Origin of the sequence: Streptomyces sp. NPDC101194, assembly GCF_044767885.1 — a bacterium.
GTDB lineage: Bacteria > Actinomycetota > Actinomycetes > Streptomycetales > Streptomycetaceae > Streptomyces.
This window is the reverse complement of sequence record NZ_JBIWOS010000003.1, coordinates 606,144-630,384: the sequence shown is the minus strand read 5'-3', so window position 1 is coordinate 630,384 and position 24,241 is coordinate 606,144. Positions and strand designations below refer to the sequence as shown.

At 69.5% G+C, this 24,241-nt stretch carries 20 protein-coding genes; 14 read left to right on the top strand and 6 right to left on the bottom strand.

Translation table 11 applies throughout. The features are described 5' to 3' along the window. Position 1: 1 nt before the first annotated feature. Together ACIRP2_RS15850 and thrS are read left to right on the top strand one after the other, a co-directional pair. On the top strand, positions 2–775 hold the full coding sequence (locus ACIRP2_RS15850; protein ID WP_404250526.1) for a DUF3710 domain-containing protein: 774 nt from the start codon (positions 2–4) through the stop codon (positions 773–775). A gap of 345 nt (positions 776–1,120) precedes the next feature. Then, positions 1,121–2,347: a threonine--tRNA ligase gene (gene thrS, locus ACIRP2_RS15845; RefSeq protein WP_404250524.1), complete on the top strand. Its 1,227-nt coding sequence runs from the start codon at positions 1,121–1,123 to the stop codon at positions 2,345–2,347. Positions 2,348–2,587: 240 nt separating this feature from the next. On the opposite strand, the gene ACIRP2_RS15840 is transcribed toward thrS, so the two are convergent. Continuing rightward, positions 2,588–3,595, bottom strand: coding sequence for a HEAT repeat domain-containing protein (locus ACIRP2_RS15840; protein ID WP_404250521.1), 1,008 nt, complete (start codon positions 3,593–3,595; stop codon positions 2,588–2,590). Between the two features lie 3 nt (positions 3,596–3,598). Further along, a complete protein-coding gene (locus ACIRP2_RS15835) occupies positions 3,599–4,270 on the bottom strand; it encodes a HEAT repeat domain-containing protein (protein WP_404250519.1) in 672 nt (223 codons plus the stop codon). 388 nt (positions 4,271–4,658) lie between these two features. Between ACIRP2_RS15835 and kdpF the strand changes: the two genes are divergently transcribed. Genes kdpF through ACIRP2_RS15815 form a run of 4 tightly spaced genes read left to right on the top strand, consistent with a single transcriptional unit; the run spans position 4,659 to position 9,218 of the window. Further along, complete coding sequence (kdpF, locus tag ACIRP2_RS15830; RefSeq protein ID WP_351084850.1) at positions 4,659–4,748, top strand: K(+)-transporting ATPase subunit F; 90 nt, start codon at positions 4,659–4,661, stop codon at positions 4,746–4,748. A 7-nt stretch (positions 4,749–4,755) separates the two neighbouring features. Then, complete coding sequence (gene kdpA, locus ACIRP2_RS15825) at positions 4,756–6,420, top strand: potassium-transporting ATPase subunit KdpA (RefSeq protein WP_404250517.1); 1,665 nt, start codon at positions 4,756–4,758, stop codon at positions 6,418–6,420. Continuing rightward, positions 6,417–8,543, top strand: coding sequence for a potassium-transporting ATPase subunit KdpB (gene kdpB / locus ACIRP2_RS15820; RefSeq protein WP_404250515.1), 2,127 nt, complete (start codon positions 6,417–6,419; stop codon positions 8,541–8,543). The genes kdpA and kdpB overlap by 4 nt, the downstream gene beginning before the upstream one ends. A 6-nt stretch (positions 8,544–8,549) precedes the next feature. Continuing rightward, complete coding sequence (locus ACIRP2_RS15815) at positions 8,550–9,218, top strand: potassium-transporting ATPase subunit C (RefSeq protein WP_404250513.1); 669 nt, start codon at positions 8,550–8,552, stop codon at positions 9,216–9,218. 96 nt (positions 9,219–9,314) lie between these two features. Here the strand turns inward: ACIRP2_RS15815 and ACIRP2_RS15810 are convergent, their stop codons facing one another. Together ACIRP2_RS15810 and ACIRP2_RS15805 are read right to left on the bottom strand one after the other, a co-directional pair. Then, on the bottom strand, positions 9,315–10,745 hold the full coding sequence (locus tag ACIRP2_RS15810; protein WP_404250511.1) for a M1 family metallopeptidase: 1,431 nt from the start codon (positions 10,743–10,745) through the stop codon (positions 9,315–9,317). A gap of 24 nt (positions 10,746–10,769) precedes the next feature. Continuing rightward, a complete protein-coding gene (locus ACIRP2_RS15805; protein WP_404250509.1) occupies positions 10,770–11,678 on the bottom strand; it encodes a M28 family peptidase in 909 nt (302 codons plus the stop codon). Between the two features lie 495 nt (positions 11,679–12,173). Between ACIRP2_RS15805 and ACIRP2_RS15800 the strand changes: the two genes are divergently transcribed. From ACIRP2_RS15800 to ACIRP2_RS15780, 5 genes are all read left to right on the top strand, one after another. Continuing rightward, a complete protein-coding gene (locus ACIRP2_RS15800) occupies positions 12,174–12,923 on the top strand; it encodes an ABC transporter ATP-binding protein (protein WP_404250507.1) in 750 nt (249 codons plus the stop codon). A 357-nt stretch (positions 12,924–13,280) separates the two neighbouring features. Beyond that, positions 13,281–15,824 carry an ATP-binding protein gene (locus tag ACIRP2_RS15795; protein ID WP_404250505.1) on the top strand — a complete coding sequence of 848 codons (2,544 nt, stop codon included), beginning with the start codon at positions 13,281–13,283 and terminating at the stop codon, positions 15,822–15,824. A gap of 70 nt (positions 15,825–15,894) precedes the next feature. Further along, positions 15,895–16,587, top strand: a complete 693-nt coding sequence (locus ACIRP2_RS15790) for a response regulator (RefSeq protein WP_351084878.1) — start codon at positions 15,895–15,897, stop codon at positions 16,585–16,587. A gap of 221 nt (positions 16,588–16,808) precedes the next feature. Next, positions 16,809–17,225 carry an OB-fold nucleic acid binding domain-containing protein gene (locus tag ACIRP2_RS15785; RefSeq protein ID WP_404250503.1) on the top strand — a complete coding sequence of 139 codons (417 nt, stop codon included), beginning with the start codon at positions 16,809–16,811 and terminating at the stop codon, positions 17,223–17,225. Positions 17,226–17,228: 3 nt separating this feature from the next. After that, positions 17,229–17,993, top strand: coding sequence for a DUF3159 domain-containing protein (locus ACIRP2_RS15780; RefSeq protein WP_404250501.1), 765 nt, complete (start codon positions 17,229–17,231; stop codon positions 17,991–17,993). A gap of 118 nt (positions 17,994–18,111) precedes the next feature. Here the strand turns inward: ACIRP2_RS15780 and ACIRP2_RS15775 are convergent, their stop codons facing one another. Next, a complete protein-coding gene (locus ACIRP2_RS15775) occupies positions 18,112–18,789 on the bottom strand; it encodes a TrkA family potassium uptake protein (RefSeq protein ID WP_124721010.1) in 678 nt (225 codons plus the stop codon). Further along, entirely contained in the window at positions 18,789–19,457 is a 669-nt protein-coding gene (locus ACIRP2_RS15770) for a TrkA family potassium uptake protein (RefSeq protein WP_124721011.1), read from the bottom strand. The genes ACIRP2_RS15775 and ACIRP2_RS15770 overlap by 1 nt, the downstream gene beginning before the upstream one ends. Positions 19,458–19,926: 469 nt before the next feature. On the opposite strand from ACIRP2_RS15770, the gene ACIRP2_RS15765 reads away from it, so the two are divergent. The 3 genes from ACIRP2_RS15765 to ACIRP2_RS15755 all read left to right on the top strand — a co-directional run bounded on the left by ACIRP2_RS15765 (position 19,927) and on the right by ACIRP2_RS15755 (position 24,112). After that, complete coding sequence (locus tag ACIRP2_RS15765) at positions 19,927–20,712, top strand: GntR family transcriptional regulator (RefSeq protein WP_404250499.1); 786 nt, start codon at positions 19,927–19,929, stop codon at positions 20,710–20,712. A gap of 176 nt (positions 20,713–20,888) precedes the next feature. After that, complete coding sequence (locus tag ACIRP2_RS15760; protein WP_404250497.1) at positions 20,889–21,950, top strand: 1-aminocyclopropane-1-carboxylate deaminase; 1,062 nt, start codon at positions 20,889–20,891, stop codon at positions 21,948–21,950. A gap of 113 nt (positions 21,951–22,063) precedes the next feature. Next, positions 22,064–24,112 (top strand): APC family permease, encoded by a 2,049-nt coding sequence (locus ACIRP2_RS15755; RefSeq protein WP_404250495.1) that lies wholly within the window; start codon positions 22,064–22,066, stop codon positions 24,110–24,112. The last annotated feature ends 129 nt before the right edge of the window (positions 24,113–24,241 follow it).

Sequence of the window (24,241 nt, the reverse complement as noted above, 5' to 3'; positions counted from 1 at the left end):
CGTGTTCGGACGTCGCAAGAAGAGTGGTTCCGCCGATGACGTGGCGGACGAAGCGCGCGAGGCCGAGCAGGTCGTCGACGAGCTCGATGACGCCGATGGGGCCGACAGCGGCTCGCGTCGGGTGAATCTCCCGCCGGCGCCGCGGCCGGACGGACCGTGGGACATCAGCGAGGTCTCCCAGCCCGGCGAGGGCCGGGTCGACCTGGGCGGCGTGTTCGTGCCCGGCGTCGAGGGCATGGAGCTGCGGGTCGAGGTCGCCGGTGACGCGATCGTGGCCGCGACCGTGGTGCTGCACGACAGTGCCATCCAGCTTCAGGCGTTCGCCGCGCCCAAGAAGGAGGGCATCTGGGGCGAGGTCCGCGAGGAGATCGCCTCCGGCATCACCCAGCAGGGCGGGATCATCGACGAGGTCGAGGGTCCGCTGGGCTGGGAGCTGCGCGCCCAGGTCCCTGTACAGCTCCCCGACGGGACGAACGGTGTGCAGCTGGTGCGCTTCGTCGGCGTCGACGGGCCGCGCTGGTTCCTGCGCGGAGTGATCTCCGGCCAGGGTGCGGTGCAGCCGGAGGCCGCGGGGCTGCTGGAGACGATCTTCCGGGACACCGTGGTCGTCCGCGGCGAGGGACCGATGGCGCCGCGCGATCCGATCGTCCTCAAGCTTCCCAACGACGCCCAGATGGTGCCCGAGGGCGTCCAGCAGGAGAACCAGGAGAGCTCGAAGTTCTCCGGTGGCATGGGCCAGCTCCAGCGCGGCCCCGAGATCACCGAGGTGCGCTGAGCGGATCCGGGCTGCCGCCCGGCACAGCCGAAGGCCGGTGGGCCGTACTTCCTTCCGAGGGGGTGCGGCCCACCGGCCTTTCGGCTTTCCGGGGGGATCGCCGGGACAAGCCCGACCGACGTTCCGCAGAAGGCCGCAGGCCAAGGGCCGGGCACTCCTGACGAGGAATCACCGTGTGGACTTCGCCGCGTCCTGCTAACGTCTGCGGCATGAAGCGCGCTGCCATGACGACGACGCCGGAGAGTGTCCCGGCGCGCTGACAGATGTTCTGGTCCGAAGCCCCGGGGCGAGTGCCCCGGGGCTTCGCCTTGCGGTCACTCGCCCGATGTCCGTGAGGAGACCGCCATGCATGACCACCGCAAGCTCGGCCGTGAACTGGGCCTGTTCGACACCGACCCGCTGATCGGTGCGGGCCTGCCGTACTGGCTGCCCGACGGCGCGTCCGTACGCCACACCCTGGAGGAGTACATCCGCGCCGCCGAGCGGCGAGCGGGCTACCACCATGTGTACTCACCCGTACTCGGAAAGCGGGAGCTGTACGAGATCTCGGGGCACTGGGCGCACTACAGCGACGACATGTTCCCCCCGATGGACCTCGGCGGGGAGCAGGTCGTCCTGCGGCCGAGTCTCTGCCCCCATCACGCGGTGATCTACCGCTCCCGCTCCCACAGCTACCGCGAGCTGCCCCTGCGCATGGCCGAGTTGGGAGGCATGTACCGCTCCGAACTCTCCGGTGTGCTCGGCGGACTGACCCGAGTGCGGGCCATCCAGCTCAATGACGCGCACATCTTCTGCACCCTGGACCAGGTCGCCGAAGAGGCGCAGGCGGCGCTGGAGATGATCCGCCGGGCCCACGAGGCGCTCGGCATCACCCCGACCCGCTACCGGCTCTCCCTGCCGGGCTCCGGTGGCAAGTACGTTGCCGCGCCCGAGAAGTGGCAACGGTCCACCGCCCTGCTGACCGACGTCCTCGACCGCTCCGGCCTGCCCTACGAGGCGGCCGAGGGCGAGGCCGCGTTCTACGGCCCCAAGATCGACGTCCAGGTCGCCGACGGTGCCGGTCGGGAGTCCACCCTGTCCACCGTCCAGGTCGACTTCCATCAGCCCGAGCAGTTCGATCTGCATTACATCGGCGCGGACGGCGCCAAACACCGCCCGGTCATGGTCCACCGCAGCATCATCGGCAGTGTGGAGCGAGCCGTCGCCCATCTCATCGAACAGCACGGCGGTGCCTTCCCCGCCTGGCTCGCCCCCACTCAGCTGGTCGTTCTCCCGGTCTCCGACACCGAACTGCCGGACGCCGCAGCCCTTGCCCGACGATGTACCCACCTCGGACTGCGTGCCGAGATCGCGGGACCGGAACGCGGCAGCCTGGGTGCCCGTGTCCGAGAGGCACGCCTGGTTCCCTACCAAGCCGTCATCGGCGCCAAGGAGGCCGCTGACGATCACGTCGCACTGCGCTTGCGCGACGGACGCCGACTCGACCCGCAGCCGGTCAGTGACGTACTCACCCGCATCAGTGGTCTCATCGGGGCCCACAGCACCGACCTGTGGGTCGACGCCACCTCGTAGCAGGCGTCGGCCATCGGCATCAGCAGGCCCGCCCCGGCGTCTGCGAGGCGGGTCAGGGAGGAGTGGCGGTGTACGTGCAGGTCCCGGCCCCGCACGGCGGAGCGCTCGTCGAGAAGGGCGCGGGCCTGCCCGTACGACAACCGCGCCGACCGTACGCGGCCGGTGGTCGGGCAGGTGTGGGCTTCGCGGGCGGCGACCGGCGACAACCGGGCCCCACGCGCACAGCGCCTCAGGAAAGATTCACTGTCGTGCTTCGCGCAGCTTGAGAATGTATGCCGCGGTGAGCGCAACGGCACGGTCTTCGTCATGTGACAGATCTGCGAGGGCACGCGACGCCGAGACCCCCGGGATGTCAGCGAGCGCCTGTGTCACCCGTCGACGTGCAGAGGGTCCGATGGTGTTGAGGGCGAGGCAGTCGACGAGCCGAGCAGCGATCTGCTCCGCCGACGCGGGATCGCTCGCCAGCGTGCTCAGTGCATCGGCTGCGTCGGCGTCGTTCCTCTCCTCGACGATCATGTCGACGAGAGTCGGGACCGCGTCGGCTGCTCCACGTGCCCCGAGCGCCAGAGCCGCGTACCCGCGGACCACGACGTCGGGGTTCGTGAGGGCGCTGCGCAGCAGTGCGGTGGCCTCACCGCTCGGAATCTCGGCGAGGGACTGGACGGCACGCTTCCGTACCTCGGCAGCGGGTGATCCGAGGCCCGTCGCCAGCAGTGCCGACGCGTCCTCGCCCGATCGCGCCAGAGCCCAACGAAGGGCTCCGGCGACGTTCGGATCCGGCTCGTTCAGCACGGCCTCGACCAGGGCCTCCACCGGTAGGGGAACTTCCTCGATCGCGGAGAGGGCCGCGCGCTGCCGAGCCCCCGCGCTCTTCGACCCCAACGCCTGGAGGAGCGCGACGATCTGGAGGACGTCCTCCCAGTCGGCGGGTTCCGCGGCACCGATCCGACGGAGTCGCGTGAGCAGCTCCGTCTCTGCTGCGACGCGGTCTCGCGCCTGGCGGACGAGGTCGTCGACGAGCTCGGCGGGCGTGAAGCCGGGGTCGTCGAGCGCGCGCCCGACGTCGCGCAGGGACAGCCCCAATGACCGCAGGCTCTCGATGTGGAAGATGCGCCGGATGTTCTCGCTGGAGTACTCCCGGTAGCCGGAGTCGGTACGGCCCGTCGGCCGCACCAGGCCGAGCGATTCGTAATGCCTGAGCATGCGGGCGCTGACCCCGGACCGTCGCGCGACATCACCGATCAACACTGCCTACCGCTCCTCCTGGCCGGCCTCGCCGAGGGCCACGATGCGCTTCGCCTCCTCGACCGCGGACTCGAATCCGGCATTCGGGTCGCGCCACAGCCGTTCCGTGGCGATCGCGTGCGCGCGCACGCGAGGGTCGGGATCCGTCGTCGCGGCGGCCAGGGTCGGCGACATCACCTCCCCGAGCGCGATCAGCGCCCGGCTGAGGCTCAGTTGCGTCTCGTGTTCGCCGCGTCCGAGCTGTGTCGCCAACACTACGGCCAACTCGTGCTCCTCACCTTCGGGCACGAGCACGACCGCCGCCCGCCAGGCGCTCCGGGCCACCTCGTCGTCGGCGTCGGACAGCAGCGCCGGTGTGATCGCCGGCCACGCCTGCCGATCGCCGATCTTGGACAGCGTGTGCAACGCCTGGCTCCGTGCCTGCGCACGTTCCGAGCGGACTTCGTCGAGAAGCACCGGGACCGTCATCGATGCCGCGTGGCGGGTGAGCGCCCACGTCAGCATTTCGCGTACGTAGAAATCGGGTTCGATCGCACATCGCTCGACGAGCTTGCCGATGAACCCCGGGTCCGGGGTCGTGCCGACCGCCAGCGCCGCCTGCACCCGGACCGACGAGCTCTTGTTCTCCAGCCCCTGGAGAACCCGCATCGTGATCGTGTCCTCTTTCGACAGGGTCACGAGGACCACCTCCTTGGCTGCAGTGAAGACCCTGTCACCGTGTCAGGGTCAAGCGGAGCCGGGCCGAGGGACGACCGGGCATCCTCGGCGCGTGGCGATCTCCGTCCAGGCGCTGCGTCCAGGAGCCGGCCGTAGTGGCGGCTCGGGGCGCACAAAGGGGCGCGTATGGGGCGCGTATCGGGCACGTATGTGCGCCGTCAAAGGCCCGCCCCTCCCCGTAAGGAAGCCATCAACGCAGGGCCGGGACCGTCGGGGCGCGAGGTTTGCTCAGGAGGTCAGAGATTCCGTACCTCATCTAGGAGCACACGATGGCCGATGTGGCCTTCGTCGTCACCACGATCGCGGTGTTCGCGTTGGTGGCTCTCGTCGCCAAGGGGGTGGCCAAGCTGTGACCGCCGAGAACGTCGTCGGCCTCGTCGTGGCCGTCGCCCTGCTGGGCTATCTCATCCTCGCCCTTCTGTACCCGGAGAGGTTCTGAGCCCGATATGAGCCCCGTCCTCGCTGGTGTGCTCCAGGTTCTCGCGCTCGTCGTGGCGCTGGCACTGGCATACCGTCCGCTCGGCGACCACATGGCCGGCGTCTACTCCTCGCAGAAGCACCTGCGCGTCGAGAAGTGGATGTACAAGGCCGTAGGCGTCAACCCCGACGCACAGATGCGCTGGCCCGCGTACCTGCGCGGGGTCCTCGCCTTCTCCGCGGTGAGTGTCCTCTTCCTCTATCTGCTGCAGCGGCTCCAGGGCGCCCTGCCCGGTTCGCTCGGCTTCGCCTCGATCGACCCCGACCAGGCCTTCAACACGGCGGCTTCCTTCGTCGCGAACACCAACTGGCAGTCGTACTACGGCGAGCAGGCCATGGGCCATGTCGTCCAGACCGGCGGACTCGCGGTGCAGAACTTCGTCTCGGCCGCGGTCGGCATCGCCGTCGCGGTGGCGCTGGTACGGGGCTTCGCCCGCTCCCGTACCGGTGAACTGGGCAACTTCTGGGCCGACCTGGTACGCGGCACCGTCCGGATCCTGCTGCCGATCGCCGTGGTCGGTGCGCTGGTGCTGGTCGCCTGCGGTGCCATCCAGAACTTCTCCGGCATCCATGAGGTCGGCCAGTTCATGGGCGGTTCGCAGCAGTGGAACGGCGGAGCGGTGGCCTCGCAGGAGGCCATCAAGGAGCTGGGTACGAACGGCGGGGGCTACTTCAACGCCAACTCGTCCCACCCGTTCGAGAACCCCAACGGGCTGTCCAACCTGTTCGAGATCTTCCTGATCCTGGTCATTCCCTTCGCGCTCACACGGACGTTCGGCCGGATGGTCGGCTCGCTGAAGCAGGGCTACGCGATCCTGGCGGCGATGGGTGTCATCTGGCTGGGCTTCACCACCCTGATGATGTGGACCGAGTTCAGCCACCACGGGCCCGCCTTCGACATCGCGGGCGGGGCCATGGAGGGCAAGGAGACCCGGTTCGGGATCGCCGGTTCGTCGATCTTCGCCGTGGCGACGACGCTCACCTCCACGGGTGCGGTCAACTCCTTCCACTCCTCGTACACGGGCTTCGGCGGGGGCATCACGATGCTGGGCATGCAGCTCGGCGAGATCGCGCCCGGCGGGGTCGGGTCCGGCCTCTACGGCATGCTCGTCATGGCGATCATCGCGGTCTTCATCGCGGGCCTGATGGTCGGCCGTACGCCCGAGTACCTCGGCAAGAAGATCGGCACCCGGCAGATCAAGCTCGCGGCCTGTTACATCCTGATCACCCCGGCGCTGGTGCTCTGCTTCACCGCCGCGGCGCTGGTCCTGCCCACCCCGCCGCACTCCATGCTGAACTCCGGTGCGCATGGATTCTCCGAGGTGCTGTACGCCTACACCTCGGGTGCCAACAACAACGGTTCGGCCTTCGCCGGACTGAACGCGGACACGCAGTGGTTCAACACGACCATCGGTCTCGCGATGCTGCTGGGCCGCTTCCTGCCGATGGTGTTCGTGCTGGCACTGGCCGGCTCGCTCGCCGAGCAGAAGCCCGTACCGGCGACCGTGGGAACCCTGGGCACGCACAAGCCGCTGTTCAGCGGGCTGCTGGTCGGCACGATCCTGATCATCACCGGGCTGACCTACTTCCCGGCCCTGGCGCTGGGGCCGCTGGCCGAAGGGCTGGCGTCATGACCACTCGTACGAAGCATGAGGACTCGATGTCCACTGTCACCCCCACCCGGGCACCCCACCAGGACGCGCCCACGGGTCACCAGAGCGAAGGACGCGTCGGCGGGGGCCTGTTCGACCCCGGACAACTGCTCACGTCCCTCCCCGACGCCGTACGCAAGCTCGACCCCCGGGTGATGGTCAAGTCCCCGGTGATGTTCGTGGTGCTGATCGGTTCGGTGTTCACCACCGTGCTGGCGTGCCTGAACCCCGGTGACTGGTTCGGCTGGGCGATCGCGGCCTGGCTGTGGCTGACCACGATCTTCGCCAACCTGGCGGAGGCGGTCGCCGAGGGGCGCGGCAAGGCGCAGGCCGACACGCTGCGCAGGGCCAAGACCGACACCGTCGCGCGGCGGATCGTCGGCACGAACGAGGAGCGGGTCCCCGGCACCGAACTGCGCATCGGTGACCTGGTGGTCTGCGAGGCCGGTGACATCATCCCCGGCGACGGGGACGTCGTCGACGGTGTCGCGAGCGTCGACGAGTCCGCCATCACGGGTGAATCGGCTCCGGTCATCAGGGAGTCCGGCGGCGACCGCTCGGCCGTCACCGGTGGTACGAAGGTGCTCTCCGACCGGGTCGTCGTCAAGATCACCACCAAGCCCGGTGAGACGTTCATCGACCGGATGATCGCCCTGGTCGAGGGCGCGGCCCGGCAGAAGACGCCCAACGAGATCGCGCTGAACATCCTGCTCGCGTCCCTCACCGTCGTCTTTCTGCTCGCCGTCGTCACCCTCCAGCCGTTCGCCGTCTACGCGGGCCAGAAGCAGTCGATGATCGTGCTGACCGCGCTGCTGGTCTGCCTGATCCCGACGACCATCGGAGCGCTGCTCTCCGCGATCGGAATCGCCGGGATGGACCGGCTGGTGCAGCGCAACGTGCTCGCGATGTCGGGGCGTGCCGTCGAGGCCGCCGGCGATGTCTCGACCCTGTTGCTCGACAAGACCGGCACCATCACGCTCGGCAACCGGCAGGCCGCCGAATTCGTCCCCGTCAGGGGCACGACCGCGGCCGAACTGGCGGACGCCGCCCAGCTGTCCTCGCTGGCCGACGAGACGCCCGAGGGCCGCTCGATCGTGGTGCTCGCCAAGGAGAAGTACGGGCTGCGCGAGCGCCACCAGGGCGAACTGCGGCACGCCGAATGGGTCGCGTTCACCGCCCAGACCCGGATGTCGGGCGTGGACGTCGACGGACGCAGGGTCCGCAAGGGCGCGAGCGGTTCCGTCGTCGCGTGGGTCAAGGAGCGCGGGGGCAGCGTCTCGCCGGAGGCACGGGCACTCACCGACCGGATCTCCGAGGCCGGCGGCACACCGCTGCTGGTGGCTATTGAGGACGGGCGGGGTGCCCGGGTCCTGGGCGTCGTCCATCTCAAGGACGTCGTCAAGGAGGGGATGCGGGAGCGGTTCGACGAGCTGCGCCGGATGGGCATCAGGACGGTCATGATCACGGGTGACAACCCGCTGACCGCGAAGGCCATCGCCGAGGAGGCGGGGGTGGACGACTTCCTGGCGGAGGCCACGCCCGAGGACAAGATGGCCCTCATCAAGCGGGAGCAGGCGGGCGGCAAGCTGGTCGCGATGACGGGCGACGGGACCAACGACGCGCCCGCCCTCGCCCAGGCGGACGTCGGCGTGGCGATGAACACCGGCACCTCGGCCGCCAAGGAGGCCGGGAACATGGTGGACCTGGACTCCAACCCGACCAAGCTGATCGAGATCGTCGAGATCGGCAAGCAACTGCTCATCACCCGGGGTGCGCTGACGACGTTCTCGATCGCCAACGACGTCGCGAAGTACTTCGCGATCATCCCGGCGATGTTCGCGAGCGTCTACCCCGGCCTGGACACGCTCAACATCATGCGGCTGTCCTCGTCCCAGTCCGCGATCCTGTCGGCGGTCGTGTTCAACGCGCTGATCATCATCGCACTGGTGCCGCTCGCCCTGAAGGGCGTGCGCTACCGGCCCAGCAGCGCCGACTCCATGCTCCGGCGCAACATCGGGATCTACGGCCTGGGCGGCCTGGTCGCCCCGTTCATCGGCATCAAGATCATCGACCTGATCATCTCCCACATCCCCGGAATCGGCTGACCTGCCATGAACAACTCCGTAGCAAACACCGTCCGGTTGCTCTGGGCCGGGCTGCGTGCCCTGCTCGTTCTCACGGTCGTCTGCGGCGTGCTCTACCCGCTCGCCGTGACGGGTGTCGCCCAGGGCATCTTCCCCGACAAGGCCAACGGCTCCGAGATCACCGCGAACGGCAAGGTCGTGGGCTCCGAACTCATCGGCCAGCGCTACGACCTGCCGCTGAAGAAGGGGCAGCAGACCGCGGCCCCGGACCTCAGGTGGTTCCAGCCGCGCCCCTCCGACGGCCTCGGCACCAACAGCGTCAACACCCAGTACAAGCTGATCCTCTCCGGCGCGACCAACCGCTCCGGAGACAGCAAGGAACTGATCGACGCGGTGACGGCCGCCAAAGCCGCCGTCGTCAAGGACAATTCCGTCCCCGGCCACCCCGTCAGCCCCACCGACGTGCCGGCCGACGCCGTCACCTCCTCGGGTTCCGGCCTCGACCCGGCCATCTCCCCGGCGTACGCACAGCTCCAGGTGCGCCGCGTCGCCGAGCGGAACCATCTCGGCGTCGCGCAGGTGGAGAAGCTCGTCGAGCAGCACACGGACGGCCGGATTCTCGGCTTCGTGGGGGAACCGAGGGTCAACGTCCTCCAGCTCAACATCGCTCTCAAGCAGCTGGTGAGCGGAGCTTGAGAGCACCGGGGCCGGCCTTCGCGGCCGGCCCCGGACCATCGGCCGTATGCGGTATGCGGCATACCGCATACCGCATACCGCACGCCGAAAGCCGGTTCAGCCCGTAGGCGAGCCCAGGCTCCCCGGGTAGAGGTACTTCGCCGGCGGGATCACCGTGCCGTCGACCCAGGCCCCGAAGAAGCCCTTGAGGTCCTTCCCCGACACCTTCGCCGCCAGCGCCTCGAACTGCCGGAACGAGGCGTTTCCGTACGCGTGGTCGCGGGTCCAGGCCCTGAGCGTCCGGAAGAACGCCTCGTCACCGACCGTGCGCCGCAGGGCGTGCAGCATCAGCGACCCCTTGAAGTACAGCGCGGAGTCCAACTCCTTCCCCGGGCCCGGGTCGTACAGCCTGGTGGACCAGAACGACGGGTCGTCGCGGTAGTTCTCGATCTCGGAACGGTAGTAGTCCCGATCCAGGTCGGCGCCCTTGTGCTCCTCCCACAACTGCCCGGCGTACTGGGCGAAGCACTCCGCGGCACAGCCGTCCCGCCAGTCCTTGAACGAGACGCTGTCACCGAACCACTGGTGGGTGTTCTCATGGACCACCGAGGCGTCGAAGAGCATGCCGCTGTACGTGGGGCGGCTCTGCGTCTCCAGGGCGATCGGGCCATTGGTGGGTTCCTTCGTGGCCCCGACGACGATGGCGCCCGCCGAGGAGAAGGGGTACGGGCCGAACTTCGCGGCCAGGAAGTCCAGGATGTCCGTCTGCTCGGCCTCCGCGTCCGGATCGACGACGGCGTCCGGGCTGTAGGCCGTGATGACCGGCGTTCCGGCGCCCGTCTTCCCCCGGTGGACGGTGAACCTGTCGATCGCGACCGTGCTGAGGTACGTCGCCAGTGGCTTGTCCTCGAACCAGCGGAAGGTCTTCCTGCCGTCCTTCACGGTGACCTGGCCCGGCAGGCCGTTGCCGACGGCCGTCCAGCCGTCGGGCACCGTTGCGGTGAGGGCGAAGGTGGCCTTGTCGGACGGGTGGTCGTCGGCGGGATACCAGGAGGTCGCCGCGTGCGGTTCGCCCGCCACGTACGCGCCGCCGGTCTTCAGCGTGTGCCAGCCCTCGGCGTCGGGCTTGCCCGCATACTTCACCCGGACCGCGAACGTCGTGCCCTTCACGACCGGGCGGGCCGGGGTGATGACCAGCTCATGGGATCCGGACCGGGAGAACGCCTTCACCGGGGTGCCGTCCACCGTGACCGATGCCACGGTGAAGCCCTTGAGGTCCAGGCTGAAGCGGTCCAGGCCGGTCAGGGCGCGGGCGGTGACGGTGGTGTCCCCGTCCAGGTGGTCGGTGCGCGCCGGGTCGTAGGCGATGCGGACGTCGTAGTGGGAGACGTCATAGCCGGAGTTGCCGTCGTCGGGGAAGTACGGGTCACCGACGCCCGAGCCGCCGATGGCGGCCGAGGCGGGGAGAGCGGTCAGCACGGTGCCGCTCACGACCGCGGCCACGAGGGCGGCGGCGGATCGGCGGCGTCGGTTCAGCAGTCTGCGCATGTCTCGTTCCTGGGGAAGGGGCGGTCAGTGCCGGGAACCGGTGGCGGCGAGCTTCCACAGCACGCCGATGAGGGCGTCGGTGCTCGTCGTCTCCGTCTTCGGGTCCACGTTGGTGAGGTCGTCGCACGCCTCGTGGATGCAGTCCGAGATGCCGGTGCTGAATCCGGACGACGGGATGCCGACGTTGCCGAAGGACTCGTGGTCCGAGCCGCCGACGCCGATGTCGAAGGTGGGGATGTTCCGCTCGGCGAACCACGCCTCGAAAGCCTGCTGGGCCTCGGTCTCGCCGTGCTCGTCGTCGTGGACCACGAGCCACTGCCGGGTGTTCCGGCTGCCCGCCTGGTCGAAGTTGAGGTAGACATCGATCGTGCGGCGCTCGGCCGCGGAGAGTTTCCGGACGTAGTCCGCCGAGCCGATCAGGCCCTGCTCCTCCGCACCCCACCATGCGAACCGGAGGTGCCGTTCGGGTGTCAGCCGCGACGTGGCCACCTGGAGTGCGGTGGCCAGGACCGCTGCCGAGCCGGAGCCGTTGTCGTTGATTCCCGGGCCTTCCTCGACGCTGTCGAGATGGGCGCCGGTCAGCAGCACATGGTCCGGGTCGCCGCCCGGCCAGTCGGCGATCAGATTGCTGCCGGTGGCGCCGTCGTGGGTGAAGGGGACGAGTTTCGTCCGGAAGCCCGCCCGGTCGAGGGCGTTCTTCACATACGTCACCGAGTCGGCGTACCCCCGCGTGCCGTGCGCGCGGTTGCCGCCGTTGCGGTCGGCGATCCGCTGCAGCGCACGCAGATGCGGCATCACCTGCTGCTCGGAGACGGTGGGGGCGGTGGTGGGCCGTGTTCCTGCGGTGGCGGTCGTGGCGGGCACCGCGGACACGGTCAGGGATATCCCGAGGACTCCGGCCGCCAGCCGGGGAAGGCTTCTGCGTAAGGTCATGCGCACCCTTTCAAGGACGGGGCACATGCCCCGGTGGACGCCGGCAAGGCTGGTCGGCCGGTGTCAGGGAGTTGTCGGAAAGTTGTGGGGAAGCGGTAGCGCCCCGGTGGCGAGGGCCGACCGGGGCGACGGAGCGAACGAACCGACGATCCGTCACGTGCGCTTCGGGTTGATGTGCTCAATCTGTCCGGGCTGTTGCGACGCCGATGGCGTCCGCCAGTGCCGGCCCGATCATCCGGGGGAGAGGATGACCAGGGAGGCTGGTGGGGAACGGGGGCGGACGCCTGTGCTGTTGCGCCGCGCCGGGCGCCACGGTCCGACGCGCCGCGCAGGGGACGGGCTCCGCCACCGGGTGCGGCTCGTCGTCGGCGACCGCATCGGCGCGCGGCCGGACGCCTGGCAGGCATCCCGGCCATTGCCCGGCCCTGTGCCCGATGCACATACTGGCGGCCGACGAGACGATCACGTACGGGGAAACATGTGCGGGGGAGAGACATGACCGACATCACCGGCCAGGCGGGCGCCGGAGGGCGGAGCGGTGCGGCGGTGGCCGAGGACGTGGCGCGCGGACCCATGGTCCGGGTCGAGGACCTGCATCGCTCGTACGGCACCGGTGCGGCGGCCGTGCACGCGTTGCGAGGGGTCTCCTTCGAGCTGCCACGCGGAGAGCTCGTCGCGCTCAAGGGACGTTCGGGCTCCGGCAAGACGACCCTCCTCAACCTGGTCGGTGGACTCGACGGCCCGGACGGCGGCCGGATCACCGTCGACGGCACGGACCTCGCCGAACTCGGTGAGAGCGGGCTGCTGGAGCTGCGCCGGGACCGGATCGGCTTCATCTTCCAGTCCTTCGGCCTGATCCCGATCCTGACGGCCGCGGAGAACGTCGGCGTACCCCTGCGACTGTGCAAGACGGACCCGCGCGAGCGCGAGGAGCGGGTGGCGCTGCTGCTCTCCATGGTCGGTCTCGCCGACCACGCGGCCCAGCGTCCCGGAGAGCTCTCCGGCGGTCAGCAACAGCGCGTCGCGATCGCCCGCGCGCTCGCCAACCGCCCCGCGCTGCTGATCGCGGACGAGCCGACGGGACAGCTCGACGCGGAGACCGGGCTCGCGGTGATGGAGCTGCTGAAGGCGGTGGTACGGAGTGAGGGCGTCACCGCACTGGTGGCGACGCACGACGCCCAGCTGCTGGGCCTGGCGGACCGGGTGCTGGAGCTGAGCGACGGGCACATCGTCGAGCAGGGGTGAGGGCCGAGTGCATCGTCGAGCCGGGTGAAGGGCGGTCTTGAGTTGCCGGGGCCGATATCGGCCCCGGCCCGGCAGATCGCGGCCGGCGGGGATGCCACCGATCTGGCCCGGCCCGGGGCGGATCCGAGTGCCCGGACGCCCTGACCACCGGCCGGGAGCGGCCCTGACCTGCGGAAGGCGGGACTCCGCCGAAGCGTCCCGTGTTCCTTCCTGGCATCCCGTACTCGGTGCGGGCGTCAGAATCCTGTCAATTCGGTTCTCACCTCCACCCCTGGTCCGATTTGTCGAGAATCTACGGGGTAGCTTCGAAGCGGCTGCCGCATCTGCCGCAGCCGGTTCAGAGAAGACAATGGGGCCATGGCACGCGGCAAGCTTCGGATCTACCTGGGTGCGGCACCCGGCGTCGGCAAGACGTACGCGATGCTCTCCGAGGCCCACAGGCGCGTCGAACGGGGCACCGACTGCGTCGTCGCCTTCGTGGAGCACCACGACCGCCCGCGCACCGAGGTCATGCTCCACGGCCTGGAGCAGATCCGGCGCCGTGAGATCGAGTACCGTTCCGCCGTCTTCACCGAGATGGACGTGGACGCGGTTCTGGAGCGGGCCCCGGCCGTCGCCCTGGTGGACGAACTCGCGCACACCAATGTGCCCGGCTCCCGCAACGCCAAACGCTGGCAGGACGTCGAAGAGCTCCTCCAGGCCGGCATCGACGTGATCTCCACCGTCAACATCCAGCACCTGGAGTCGCTCGGCGACGTCGTCGAGGCCATAACCGGCGTACGCCAGCGCGAGACCGTCCCCGACGAGGTCGTCCGCAGGGCCGACCAGCTGGAACTCGTCGACATGTCGCCCCAGGCACTGCGCCGCCGGATGGCCCACGGCAACATCTACAAGCCGGACCGGATCGACGCGTCCCTGTCCAACTACTTCCGCCCCGGCAACCTGACCGCCCTGCGCGAGCTGGCGCTCCTCTGGGTCGCCGACCGGGTCGACGAATACCTTCAGCAGTACCGCGGCGAGCACAACATCCGCACCACCTGGCAGGCCCGTGAACGCATCGTCGTCGGACTCACCGGCGGCCCCGAGGGCCGTACGCTCATCCGTCGCGCGTCCCGGATGGCCGCCAAGGGCTCCGGCAGCGAGATCCTCGCCGTCTACATCGCCCGCAGCGACGGACTGACCTCGGCCTCGCCCAAGGAGCTCACCGTCCAGCGGACCCTGGTCGAGGATCTCGGCGGCACGTTCCACCATGTCATCGGCGACGACATACCGTCGGCGCTCCTCGAATTCGCCCGTGGGGTGAACGCCACGCAGATCGTCCTCGGCTCCAGCCGCCGCAAGGCCTGGCAGTACATCTACGGACCGGGCGTGGGCGCCACGGTCGCCCGTGAGTCCGGCCCCGACCTCGACGTCCACATCGTCACCCACGAAGAGGTGGCCAAGGGCCGCGGGCTGCCCATCGCCCGCGGCGCCCGGCTGGGCCGGGTCCGGATCATCTGGGGCTGGCTGGTCGGCGTCGGCGGCCCGGCGCTGCTCTCGCTGCTGCTCACCGGTCTGGAGAACGGACCGGGGCTCGCCAACGACGTCCTGCTCTTCCTCTTCATGACGGTCGCGGCGGCTCTGCTCGGCGGGCTGCTGCCCGCACTCGCGTCGGCCGCCGTCGGCTCGTTGCTGCTGAACTACTGGTTCACCCCGCCCACCCACACCCTGACCGTGCAGGACCCGGAGAACTTCGTCGCCATCCTGATCTTCTTCGCGGTGGCGGTCTCGGTCGCCTCGGTCGTCGATCTGGCGGCCCGCCGCACCCATCAGGCGGCCCGGCTGCGCGCCGAGTCGGAGATCCTCTCCTTCCTGGCGGGCAGTGTGCTGCGCGGCGAGACCACCCTGGACGCGCTCCTGGACCGGGTCCGCGAGACCTTCGGCATGGAGTCCGTCGCCCTGCTGGAGCGGAAGAGCGACGTCGACCCGTGGACCTGCGCCGGAAGCGTCGGCCCGGGGCCGGTGGCCCGGCCGGAGGACGCCGACGTGGACATGCCGGTCGGTGACCACATGGCGCTCGCCCTCTCCGGCAGGGTGCTGCCCGCCGAGGACCGCCGGGTGCTCGGGGCGTTCGCCGCCCAGGCCGCCGTCGTGCTGGACCGGCAGCGCCTGGTCGGCGAGGCGGAGGAGGCCCGGCGGCTCGCCGAGGGGAACCGGATCAGGACGGCGCTCCTCGCCGCCGTCAGCCACGATCTGCGGACTCCGCTCTCCGCCATCAAGGCCGCCGTCAGCTCCCTGCGCTCCGACGACGTCGCGTGGTCCGACGAGGACGAGGCGGAACTCCTGGAGGGCATCGAGAACGGCGCCGACCGCCTCGACCACCTCGTGGGCAACCTCCTGGACATGTCCCGGCTGCAGACCGGCACCGTCACCCCGCTGATCCGCGAGATCGACCTCGACGAGGTGGTGCCGATGGCGCTCGGCGGCGTGCCGGAGGGCAGCGTGGACCTCGACATCCCCGAGACCCTGCCGATGGTCGAGGTCGACCCCGGGCTGCTGGAGAGAGCCGTCGCCAACATCGTCGAGAACGCCGTCAAGTACAGCCCCTACGAACAACACGTCACGGTGGCCGCCAGCGCGCTCGGCGAACGCGTCGAACTACGGGTCGTCGACCGGGGCCCCGGCATCCCCGACGACGCCAAGGAACGCATCTTCGAGCCCTTCCAGCGCTACGGCGACGCCCCGCGCGGGGCGGGCGTCGGACTGGGTCTCGCGGTGGCCCGCGGTTTCGTGGAGTCCATGGGCGGCACGCTGGACGCCGAGGACACCCCGGGTGGCGGTCTCACCATGGTGCTGACCCTCAAGGCGGCGTCGGGATACGTTCCGGTCAGCCCCGACCTTCCCGCGCGGGTCACCTCATGACCTCGCCGGTCACCTCATGATCACCGGAACGTTCCGGGAGATCGCCGTACAGCAGAAAGGCAGGGCCCCCATGACCCGGGTGCTTGTGGTCGACGACGAGCCGCAGATCGTACGCGCCCTCGTGATCAACCTGAAGGCGCGCAAGTACGAGGTGGACGCGGCGCCCGACGGCGCCACCGCCCTTCAGCTCGCCGCCGCCCGCCACCCCGATGTCGTCGTCCTCGACCTCGGACTGCCCGACATGGACGGGGTCGAGGTGATCAAGGGGCTGAGAGGCTGGACCAGGGTGCCGATCCTGGTGCTCTCCGCCCGCCACACCTCCGACGAGAAGGTCGAGGCCCTGGACGCCGGAGCCGACGACTACGTGACCAAGCCGTTCGGCATGGACGAGCTGCTGGCCCGGCTGCGCGCCTCCGTCCGCCGCGCGGAACCCGTCGGCCAGCACGGCACCGACGACATGGTGGTCGTCGAGACCGAGGGGTTCACCGTCGACCTGGCGGCGAAGAAGGTCCACCGGGAGGGACGCGACGTGCGGCTCACGCCCACCGAGTGGCATCTGCTGGAGGTCCTGGTCCGCAACAGCGGCCGGCTGGTCAGCCAGAAGCAGCTGCTCCAGGAGGTGTGGGGGCCCTCGTACGGCACCGAGACCAACTACCTGCGGGTCTACATGGCCCAGCTGAGGCGCAAGCTGGAGGCCGATCCCTCGCATCCCCGGCACTTCGTCACCGAGCCGGGGATGGGCTACCGGTTCGAGCGCGGCTGAACCGCAGTCGGGCACTTTGGGCTTCGGCGTGTCGGCCGGGTCCTTCGTCGGCAGGCGTGTGCTGCGGGCCCGGTCCGTCGTGGCTGCGTCGCTCGTTTTGCTCGCCGACTCCGACGAGAGCTCCGAAGGTCCGACCAGAAGTCCGAAGCCCTGACAAGTAACCCGTTCGAGTGAGACCCGGGACACCCGCTCGGAGCATGGGAGACCGGTACCCTTCGGTTATGAGTGCTGTTCCTCGATTCGAGAAGCCGGGCAAGGCGGAGAAGCCGTCCGGCCGCTTCCGGCGGATGCTCGACCGGCTGTCCAGCTCCCAGTCGGACCTGGAGTCCGAGGAGCTGCAGGAGGACTCGCAGGCTTCGGGTTGCACGCGCATCTCCGAATGCACCGACCGGCAGATCGTGAAGGTGACTGGTACCTTGCGGACCGTCACCCTGCGGCCGCGCGCGGGAGTCCCCGCCCTGGAGGCGGAGCTCTTCGACGGCACCGCGCCGCTGGACGTGGTCTGGCTGGGCCGACGCTCCATCGCGGGTATAGAACCGGGCCGCAAGCTCATCGCCTCGGGCCGGATTGCCATGAGTCATGGACGCCGGGTGCTGTTCAATCCCAAATACGAACTCCGACCGCTCGGCAAGGAGTAGCCGGTGACGTCTCTCGACAAGCCGACGTCCGACACGGACCGCACCACCCGCACCGACCAGCAGGAGGCCGACGCGAAGGCGGTCACCGAGGCAGCGCTCTTCGAGGCGTTCGGCGGTGTCCGGGGGATGGTGGAGACAGTCCTTCCCGGGCTGCTCTTCGTCACGATCTTCACGATCAACAAGGATCTGCACATCTCGGCCATCGCGGCCCTGGTGGTGTCCCTGCTCCTCGTAGCCGTACGGCTGATCCGCAGGGACACCGTGAAGCACGCCTTCAGCGGTGTCTTCGGCGTGGCCTTCGGCGTGGTCTTCGCCATGATGACCGGCAACGCCAAGGACTTCTATCTGCCGGGCATGCTCTACACGCTCGGCCTGGCCCTCGCCTATCTGATCACCACCCTCGCAGGGGTACCGCTGATCGGCCTGATCCTGGGACCGGTGTTCAAGGAGAACCTCTCCTGGCGCACCAGGAACCCCGGCCGCAGGAAGGCATACGCCAAGGCGAGCTATGCCTGGGGACTGATCCTGCTCGCCAAGTGCGCGGTTCTCTTCCCGCTGTACTGGTGGGCCGACACGACCCAGTTCGGCTGGGTCCTGGTCGCCCTGAAGATCCCGCCCTTCCTGCTCGCGGTCTATCTGACCTGGGTCTTCCTCGCCAAGGCGCCGCCGCCCATCGATGTCTTCGCCGAGATGGAGGCGCAGGAGCAGGCCGAGAAGGCCCGCGAGGCCGAAGCGGCCGCCGCCGCGACGCGCCACCAGGAGTACTGAACCGCCCTGGGCGGAAAGCAAGGGGCCCGGAACCGTGTGAAACGGTTCCGGGCCCCTTGCTTTCCGCCCAGGGCTGCGCTTGGCGCCTCGTGCCGGCCTCCGATCGGCACTGCGCCGGTCAGTCGTCCGAGTCGCCCCGGCGCACCGACAGCAGGTCCTCCAACTGCTCCTCGCGTGCCTGCGCGGCCACGAACAGCAGCTCGTCACCGGCCTCCAGCGTCTCCTCGGTGCTCGGCGTCAGTACACGCTGCCCGCGGATGATGGTGACCAACGAGGTGTCCTCGGGCCAGGCCACTTCGCCGACCTGGGTGCCGGCCAACGCCGACTCCGGGGGCAGCGTCAGCTCGACCAGGTTGGCGTCGCCGTGGCTGAAGCGCAGCAGCCTGACCAGATCGCCGACGCTCACCGCCTCCTCGACCAGGGCCGACATCAGCCGCGGTGTGGAGACCGCCACATCGACGCCCCAGGCCTCGTTGAACAGCCATTCGTTCTTCGGGTTGTTGACCCGGGCGACGACCCTCGGCACGCCGTACTCGGTCTTGGCGAGCAGCGAGACGACCAGGTTCACCTTGTCGTCGCCGGTCGCGGCGATCACGACGCTGCAGCGTTGAAGTGCTGCCTCGTCGAGCGAGGTGATCTCACAGGCGTCCGCCAGCAGCCACTCGGCCATCGGCACCCGTTCCACCGAAATGGCCGTCGGTGCCTTGTCGACGAGCAGCACCTCGTGCCCGTTCTCCAGCAACTCGCCCGCGATGGAACGTCCCACCGCACCGGCGCCGGCAATCGCGACACGCATCAGTGACCGCCCTCCTCGGGGCCCTCGGCGAAGGCCGCCTCGACCTTCGCGATCTCGTCCGTACGCATCATCACGTGGACCAGGTCGCCCTCCTGCAGCACGGTCTGCGACGTGGGCAGTATGGCTTCGCCCAACCGGGTGAGGAATGCCACGCGGACGCCCGTCTCCTCCTGCAGCGTGCTGATCTTGTGGCCGATCCAGGACGGCGTGGTGTGCACCTCCGCGAGCTGCACACCGCCGCTCGGATCCCGCCACAGCGGCTCGGCCCCCGAGGGGAGCAGCCGTCGCAGCATCTGGTCCGCGGTCCAGCGCACGGTGGCGACCGTGGGGATGCCGAGACGCTGATAGACCTCGGCGCGCCGAGGGTCGTAGATCCGCGCCGCGACGTTCTCGATGCCGAACATCTCGCGGGCGACCCGGGCGGCGATGATGTTCGAGTTGTCGCCGCTGCTCACCGCGGCGAACGCGCCGGCCTCCTCGATCCCCGCCTCACGGAGGGTGTCCTGGTCGAAGCCGACACCGGTGACGCGCCGCCCACCGAATCCGGACCCGAGGCGTCGGAACGCCGTGGGGTCCTGATCGACGACGGCGACCGTGTGCCCCTGCTGCTCCAGGGTCTGCGCGAGAGCGGCTCCGACTCGCCCGCAGCCCATGATGACGATGTGCACCTTGCGCCTACCTCGCAGTCCTGGTCGTCCGGCTGACCTGCGAAAACACCCTGCTCACACTTCTTTCTCAGCTTGCCGGGCAAACAACGGGGCAACGGTGTGTCCCGTTGCCCAGGATGAGCTTATGCGGCTGGGATCGCGAAGCCTCATCCGCGTGCGCTTTCGCCGCGTCCGCGCGATGCGGATGGGTACCGCGCAGTGTCCGCGCGATCACGCATGGGTGCTGTGACGTGTCCTCGACGTGTCCTCGCGACAGGGGTGGGCACACCGCCGGACACGTGTGACGCGGATCGGCGTCCGTAGCGTCCGCACGATTGCGGACGGGGGGCCGTCGTTCGTGTCACCGCGGAGGGGCGGAGGGGGAAGGCCGCCCAGTTCGCGCCGCTGCGGAGGGAAAGGGCCCGTCGATCGCACCAGGGACGCACGGACCCTTGAGTGCCGGCAGAACAGACATCTAACATGTCAGTTCATGGAGACCCTGCGCCCCGTCCGACGGACCTTGCTGCGGGACACCGCGTACGAGGCGATCCGCGACGCCATCGTCCGTGGCGACATCCCGCCCGGTGCCCCTGTCCGTGACGCCGAACTCGCCGAACGCCTCGGACTGTCCCGGGCCCCGGTCCGTGACGCGCTGTCCCGGCTTTCCGGCGAGGGGCTCGTCGAGTCCAAGCCGCAGAGCTACACGCGGGTGACCCGCCTGGTGCCGCGCGACGTCCGGGACGCGGCGGCTGTCGTACGGGTCATGCAGGAGCTGGCCGCGAGGACCGCCGTACCTCGCCTCACGGATGCGGACGTCGCCGCGATGCGCGAGGCGAACGAACTCTTCAGGGACGCGACCCGCCGCGGTGACGTGATGGACGCGCTGCGCGCCGACGACCGGCTCCACGACGTCCTCGTCGCGGCGTGCGGCAACCGTGCCGTGGCTGCCACGGTCGAGCGCTACACCCCTTTGATCCGGCGGCTGGAATGGCGGCAGTTCGGCACGGCGAGCGCGGCACACGGCTCGGCCGAACTGCACGACCGGCTGATCGAGGCATGCGCGGGGCGTGATGCCGAGGCGGCGTCCCGGATCACTGCGGAGATCTGGCGGGCTCTCGAAGAACTGGCGGACGAACCGTCCGACGAACCGTCCGACGGGGCGGCCCAGGGGTCCTCCGCCGAGGCCGCCCACGGGCAGCCCCGACAGGCCGTTGGACCGCCCGGTCCGGTCGGCGACCGGCCGAGGGCCCGAGCGTCGGCCGGATCCCCGGCGTAACCGCGGACAAGTCGACACCTCGCCCCGTGACCGCCGCCATCGCGCCCCCTCCCGGCCACCGCGCCGCCCCGAACGCGCCCGGCCACGGCGCCGAGCACGCGCATGACCCCGGCCCCCACCCTCACCGACCCGATCAGGAACCCGAACCCCACCGACCCCCGACCGAGGGAGCTCCCATGACGCCCGTCACCCCGACCCCGACCTCCTCCTCTCCCTCCCTCTCCTCCTACGACCGCTATCCCCTCCTCTTCGGCCCCTCTCCCGTGCACCGTCTCGACCGGCTCACCGACCACCTCGGCGGCGCCGCTGTCTGGGCCAAACGGGAGGACTGCAACTCCGGCATCGCCTACGGCGGCAACAAGACCCGCAAGCTCGAATACCTCGTCGCCGACGCCCTGGCGAAGGGCTGCGACACGCTCGTCTCCATCGGCGGAGTCCAGTCCAACCACACCCGCCAGGTCGCGGCGGTGGCCGCCCGCGCCGGCCTCAAGTGCGTACTCGTCCAGGAGAGCTGGGTCGAATGGCCCGACGCCGTCTACGACAAGGTCGGCAACATCCTGATCAGTCGCCTGGCCGGTGCCGACGTCCGCCTGGTGCGCGCCGACTTCGGTATCGGTGTCAAGGAGAGCTGGGAGCAGGCGCTGCGCGAGGTCGAGGAGGGCGGCGGCAGGCCGTACGCCATTCCCGCCGGTGCGTCCGACCACCCCCTCGGCGGGCTCGGCTTCGCCAATTGGGCCTACGAGGTCGCGGAGCAGGAGCGTGTGCTCGGTGTGTTCTTCGACACCGTGGTCGTCTGCTCGGTGACCGGTTCCACCCAGGCCGGCATGGTCGCCGGCTTCGCCGCACTCGAAGAGGCGGGCGGCCGTCCGCGGCGCGTGCTGGGCATCGACGCCTCCGCCGAGCCCGCCCGTACGCGTGTGCAGATCGGCCGGATCGCGGCCGGCACCGCACAGCTCATCGGGGTGCGGCGCGAGCTCACCGTGGATGACATCGAGCTCGACGAGCGCTACCACGCGGGCACGTACGGCATCCCCGACAACACCACCCTCGACGCGATGCGGCTCGTCGCGCGTACCGAGGGCATGGTCACCGACCCGGTGTACGAGGGGAAGTCGATGGCGGGAATGGCCGACCTCGTGGCCCGCGGTGAGATCGGCCGCGATTCCACCGTCCTTTACGCACATCTCGGCGGTCAGCCCGCATTGAATGGGTACAGCGCCCTTTTCGCGGACGCCTAGTGCAAGGATTTCGTTAAGGATTTCGTGGCTTTTTCGGCCCGAGTGCAGGAGATTGCGGGACCACGCGGGTGGTGCGTCTGCGACTTCCATACGGAACGCTTACGATCCTCTGCGTGTCCAAACTGACCGACGTGCCCAAACGGATCCTGATCGGGCGCGCACTGCGCAGTGACCGGCTCGGAGAAACGCTCCTGCCGAAGCGCATCGCCCTCCCCGTCTTCGCCTCCGACGCCTTGTCCTCCGTTGCCTACGCGCCGGGCGAGGTTCTGCTCGTCCTGTCTGTCGCGGGCGTGTCGGCGTACCACTTCAGCCCGTGGATCGCGCTGGCGGTCGTCGTGGTGATGTTCACCGTGGTGGCGTCGTACCGGCAGAACGTGCACGCGTACCCCAGCGGCGGCGGCGACTACGAAGTCGCCACCACCAACCTCGGCCCCAAGGCCGGCCTGACGGTCGCCAGCGCGCTGCTCGTGGACTACGTCCTCACCGTCGCCGTCTCCATCACCTCCGGTATCGAGAACCTGGGCTCGGCGATCCCGTTCGTGGTCGAGCACAAGGTGCTGTGCGCCGTCGCGGTGATCGTGCTGCTGACGCTGATGAACCTGCGCGGCGTCAAGGAATCCGGGTCGCTCTTCGCCATTCCGACGTACGTGTTCGTCGTGGGCGTCTTCATCATGATCGCGTGGGGTGCCTTCCGCGGTCTCGTGCTCGGCGACACCATGAGCGCGCCCACCGCCGGCTTCCACATCAAGGCAGAGCAGGAGGGCCTCGCGGGCTTCGCCCTTGTCTTCCTGCTGCTGCGTGCCTTCTCCTCCGGCTGTGCCGCGCTCACCGGCGTCGAGGCGGTCTCCAATGGCGTCCCGGCCTTCCGTAAGCCCAAGTCCAAGAACGCGGCGACGACGCTGACGATGATGGGCGTGCTCGCCATCACCATGCTCGTCGGCATCATCGCCCTCGCCCTGGCCACCAACGTCCGGATGGCCGAGAACCCGGCGCACAACCTGCTCAAGGGCGGTGTGCCGGTCGGCCCCGACTATGTGCAGGACCCGGTGATCACGCAGGTCGCCGAGGCCGTCTTCGGCAACGGCAGCTTCCTGTTCATCGTGCTCGCCGCGGCCACCGCCCTCGTGCTGTTCCTCGCGGCGAACACGGCGTACAACGGCTTCCCGGTGCTCGGCTCGATCCTCGCCCAGGACCGCTACCTGCCGCGCCAACTGCACACCCGCGGCGACCGCCTCGCCTTCTCCAACGGCATCGTGCTGCTCGCCGGCGCGGCCGCCATGCTCGTCGTCGTCTACGGCGCCGACTCGACCCGGCTGATCCAGCTCTACATCGTCGGCGTGTTCGTGTCCTTCACGCTCAGCCAGACCGGCATGGTCCGCCACTGGAACCGCCACCTGGCCACCGAGAAGGACGCGGAGAAGCGCCGCCACATGATCCGCTCCCGCGCGATCAACGCCTTCGGCGCCTTCCTGACCGGCCTCGTCCTCGTGGTCGTCATGGTCACCAAGTTCACCCACGGTGCCTGGGTCGCCCTGCTCGGCATGTGCATCTTCTTCGCGACGATGACCGCGATCCGGAAGCACTACGACCGGGTCGCCGAGGAGATCGCCGCCGAGGAGACCCCGTCCGACGAGACGATGCGGCCCTCCAGGGTCCACTCGATCGTCCTGGTCTCCAAGCTCCACCGGCCCACCCTGCGCGCCCTCGCCTACGCCAAGCTGATTCGCTCCCACCGGCTGGAGGCGCTCTCCATCAGCGTCGACCCGGCGGAGACCAAGGCGCTCAAGGACGACTGGGAGCGGCGCGGCATCGACATCCCGCTGAAGATCCTCGACTCCCCGTACCGCGAGGTGACCCGGCCGGTCATCGACTATGTGAAGAGCCTGCGCCGGGAGAGCCCGCGCGACGTGGTGAGCGTGTACATCCCGGAGTACGTGGTCGGCCACTGGTACGAGCACCTCCTCCACAACCAGAGCGCCCTGCGCCTCAAGGGACGACTGCTCTTCACCCCGGGCGTCATGGTGACCTCCGTGCCGTACCAGCTGGAGTCCTCCGAGGCGGCGAAGAAGCGCGCCAGGAAGCGCGCCGAGTGGAACGCACCGGGCTCGGTGCGCCGCGGACCCGTGGAGCGCAAGCCCAAGGAACCCGTAAACAGGGGCTGACCCGCGTACAAGGCCGATCCCAACGGCGGGGACGCCCCGCGAACGACGGCTGCACCGCCGACAAGGGGCCGGCCGCGTCGACAGCCGACCGCCGGTTCGTCGACAAGAGCTCACCGTGCCCGGCCTCTC

Bases quoted from the DNA above. Each gene is read 5' to 3' on its own strand.
- ACIRP2_RS15790 (WP_351084878.1), top strand. From the start codon at position 15,895: ATGACCCGGGTGCTTGTGGTCGACGACGAGCCGCAGATCGTACGCGCC.
- ACIRP2_RS15785 (WP_404250503.1), top strand. From the start codon at position 16,809: ATGAGTGCTGTTCCTCGATTCGAGAAGCCGGGCAAGGCGGAGAAGCCG.
- ACIRP2_RS15775 (WP_124721010.1), bottom strand. From the start codon at position 18,789: ATGCGTGTCGCGATTGCCGGCGCCGGTGCGGTGGGACGTTCCATCGCG.
- ACIRP2_RS15805 (WP_404250509.1), bottom strand. From the start codon at position 11,678: ATGACCTTACGCAGAAGCCTTCCCCGGCTGGCGGCCGGAGTCCTCGGG.
- kdpA (WP_404250517.1), top strand. From the start codon at position 4,756: ATGAGCCCCGTCCTCGCTGGTGTGCTCCAGGTTCTCGCGCTCGTCGTG.
- ACIRP2_RS15815 (WP_404250513.1), top strand. From the start codon at position 8,550: ATGAACAACTCCGTAGCAAACACCGTCCGGTTGCTCTGGGCCGGGCTG.
- kdpB (WP_404250515.1), top strand. From the start codon at position 6,417: ATGACCACTCGTACGAAGCATGAGGACTCGATGTCCACTGTCACCCCC.
- ACIRP2_RS15765 (WP_404250499.1), top strand. From the start codon at position 19,927: ATGGAGACCCTGCGCCCCGTCCGACGGACCTTGCTGCGGGACACCGCG.
- ACIRP2_RS15810 (WP_404250511.1), bottom strand. From the start codon at position 10,745: ATGCGCAGACTGCTGAACCGACGCCGCCGATCCGCCGCCGCCCTCGTG.
- thrS (WP_404250524.1), top strand. From the start codon at position 1,121: ATGCATGACCACCGCAAGCTCGGCCGTGAACTGGGCCTGTTCGACACC.
- ACIRP2_RS15760 (WP_404250497.1), top strand. From the start codon at position 20,889: ATGACGCCCGTCACCCCGACCCCGACCTCCTCCTCTCCCTCCCTCTCC.
- ACIRP2_RS15795 (WP_404250505.1), top strand. From the start codon at position 13,281: ATGGCACGCGGCAAGCTTCGGATCTACCTGGGTGCGGCACCCGGCGTC.
- ACIRP2_RS15800 (WP_404250507.1), top strand. From the start codon at position 12,174: ATGACCGACATCACCGGCCAGGCGGGCGCCGGAGGGCGGAGCGGTGCG.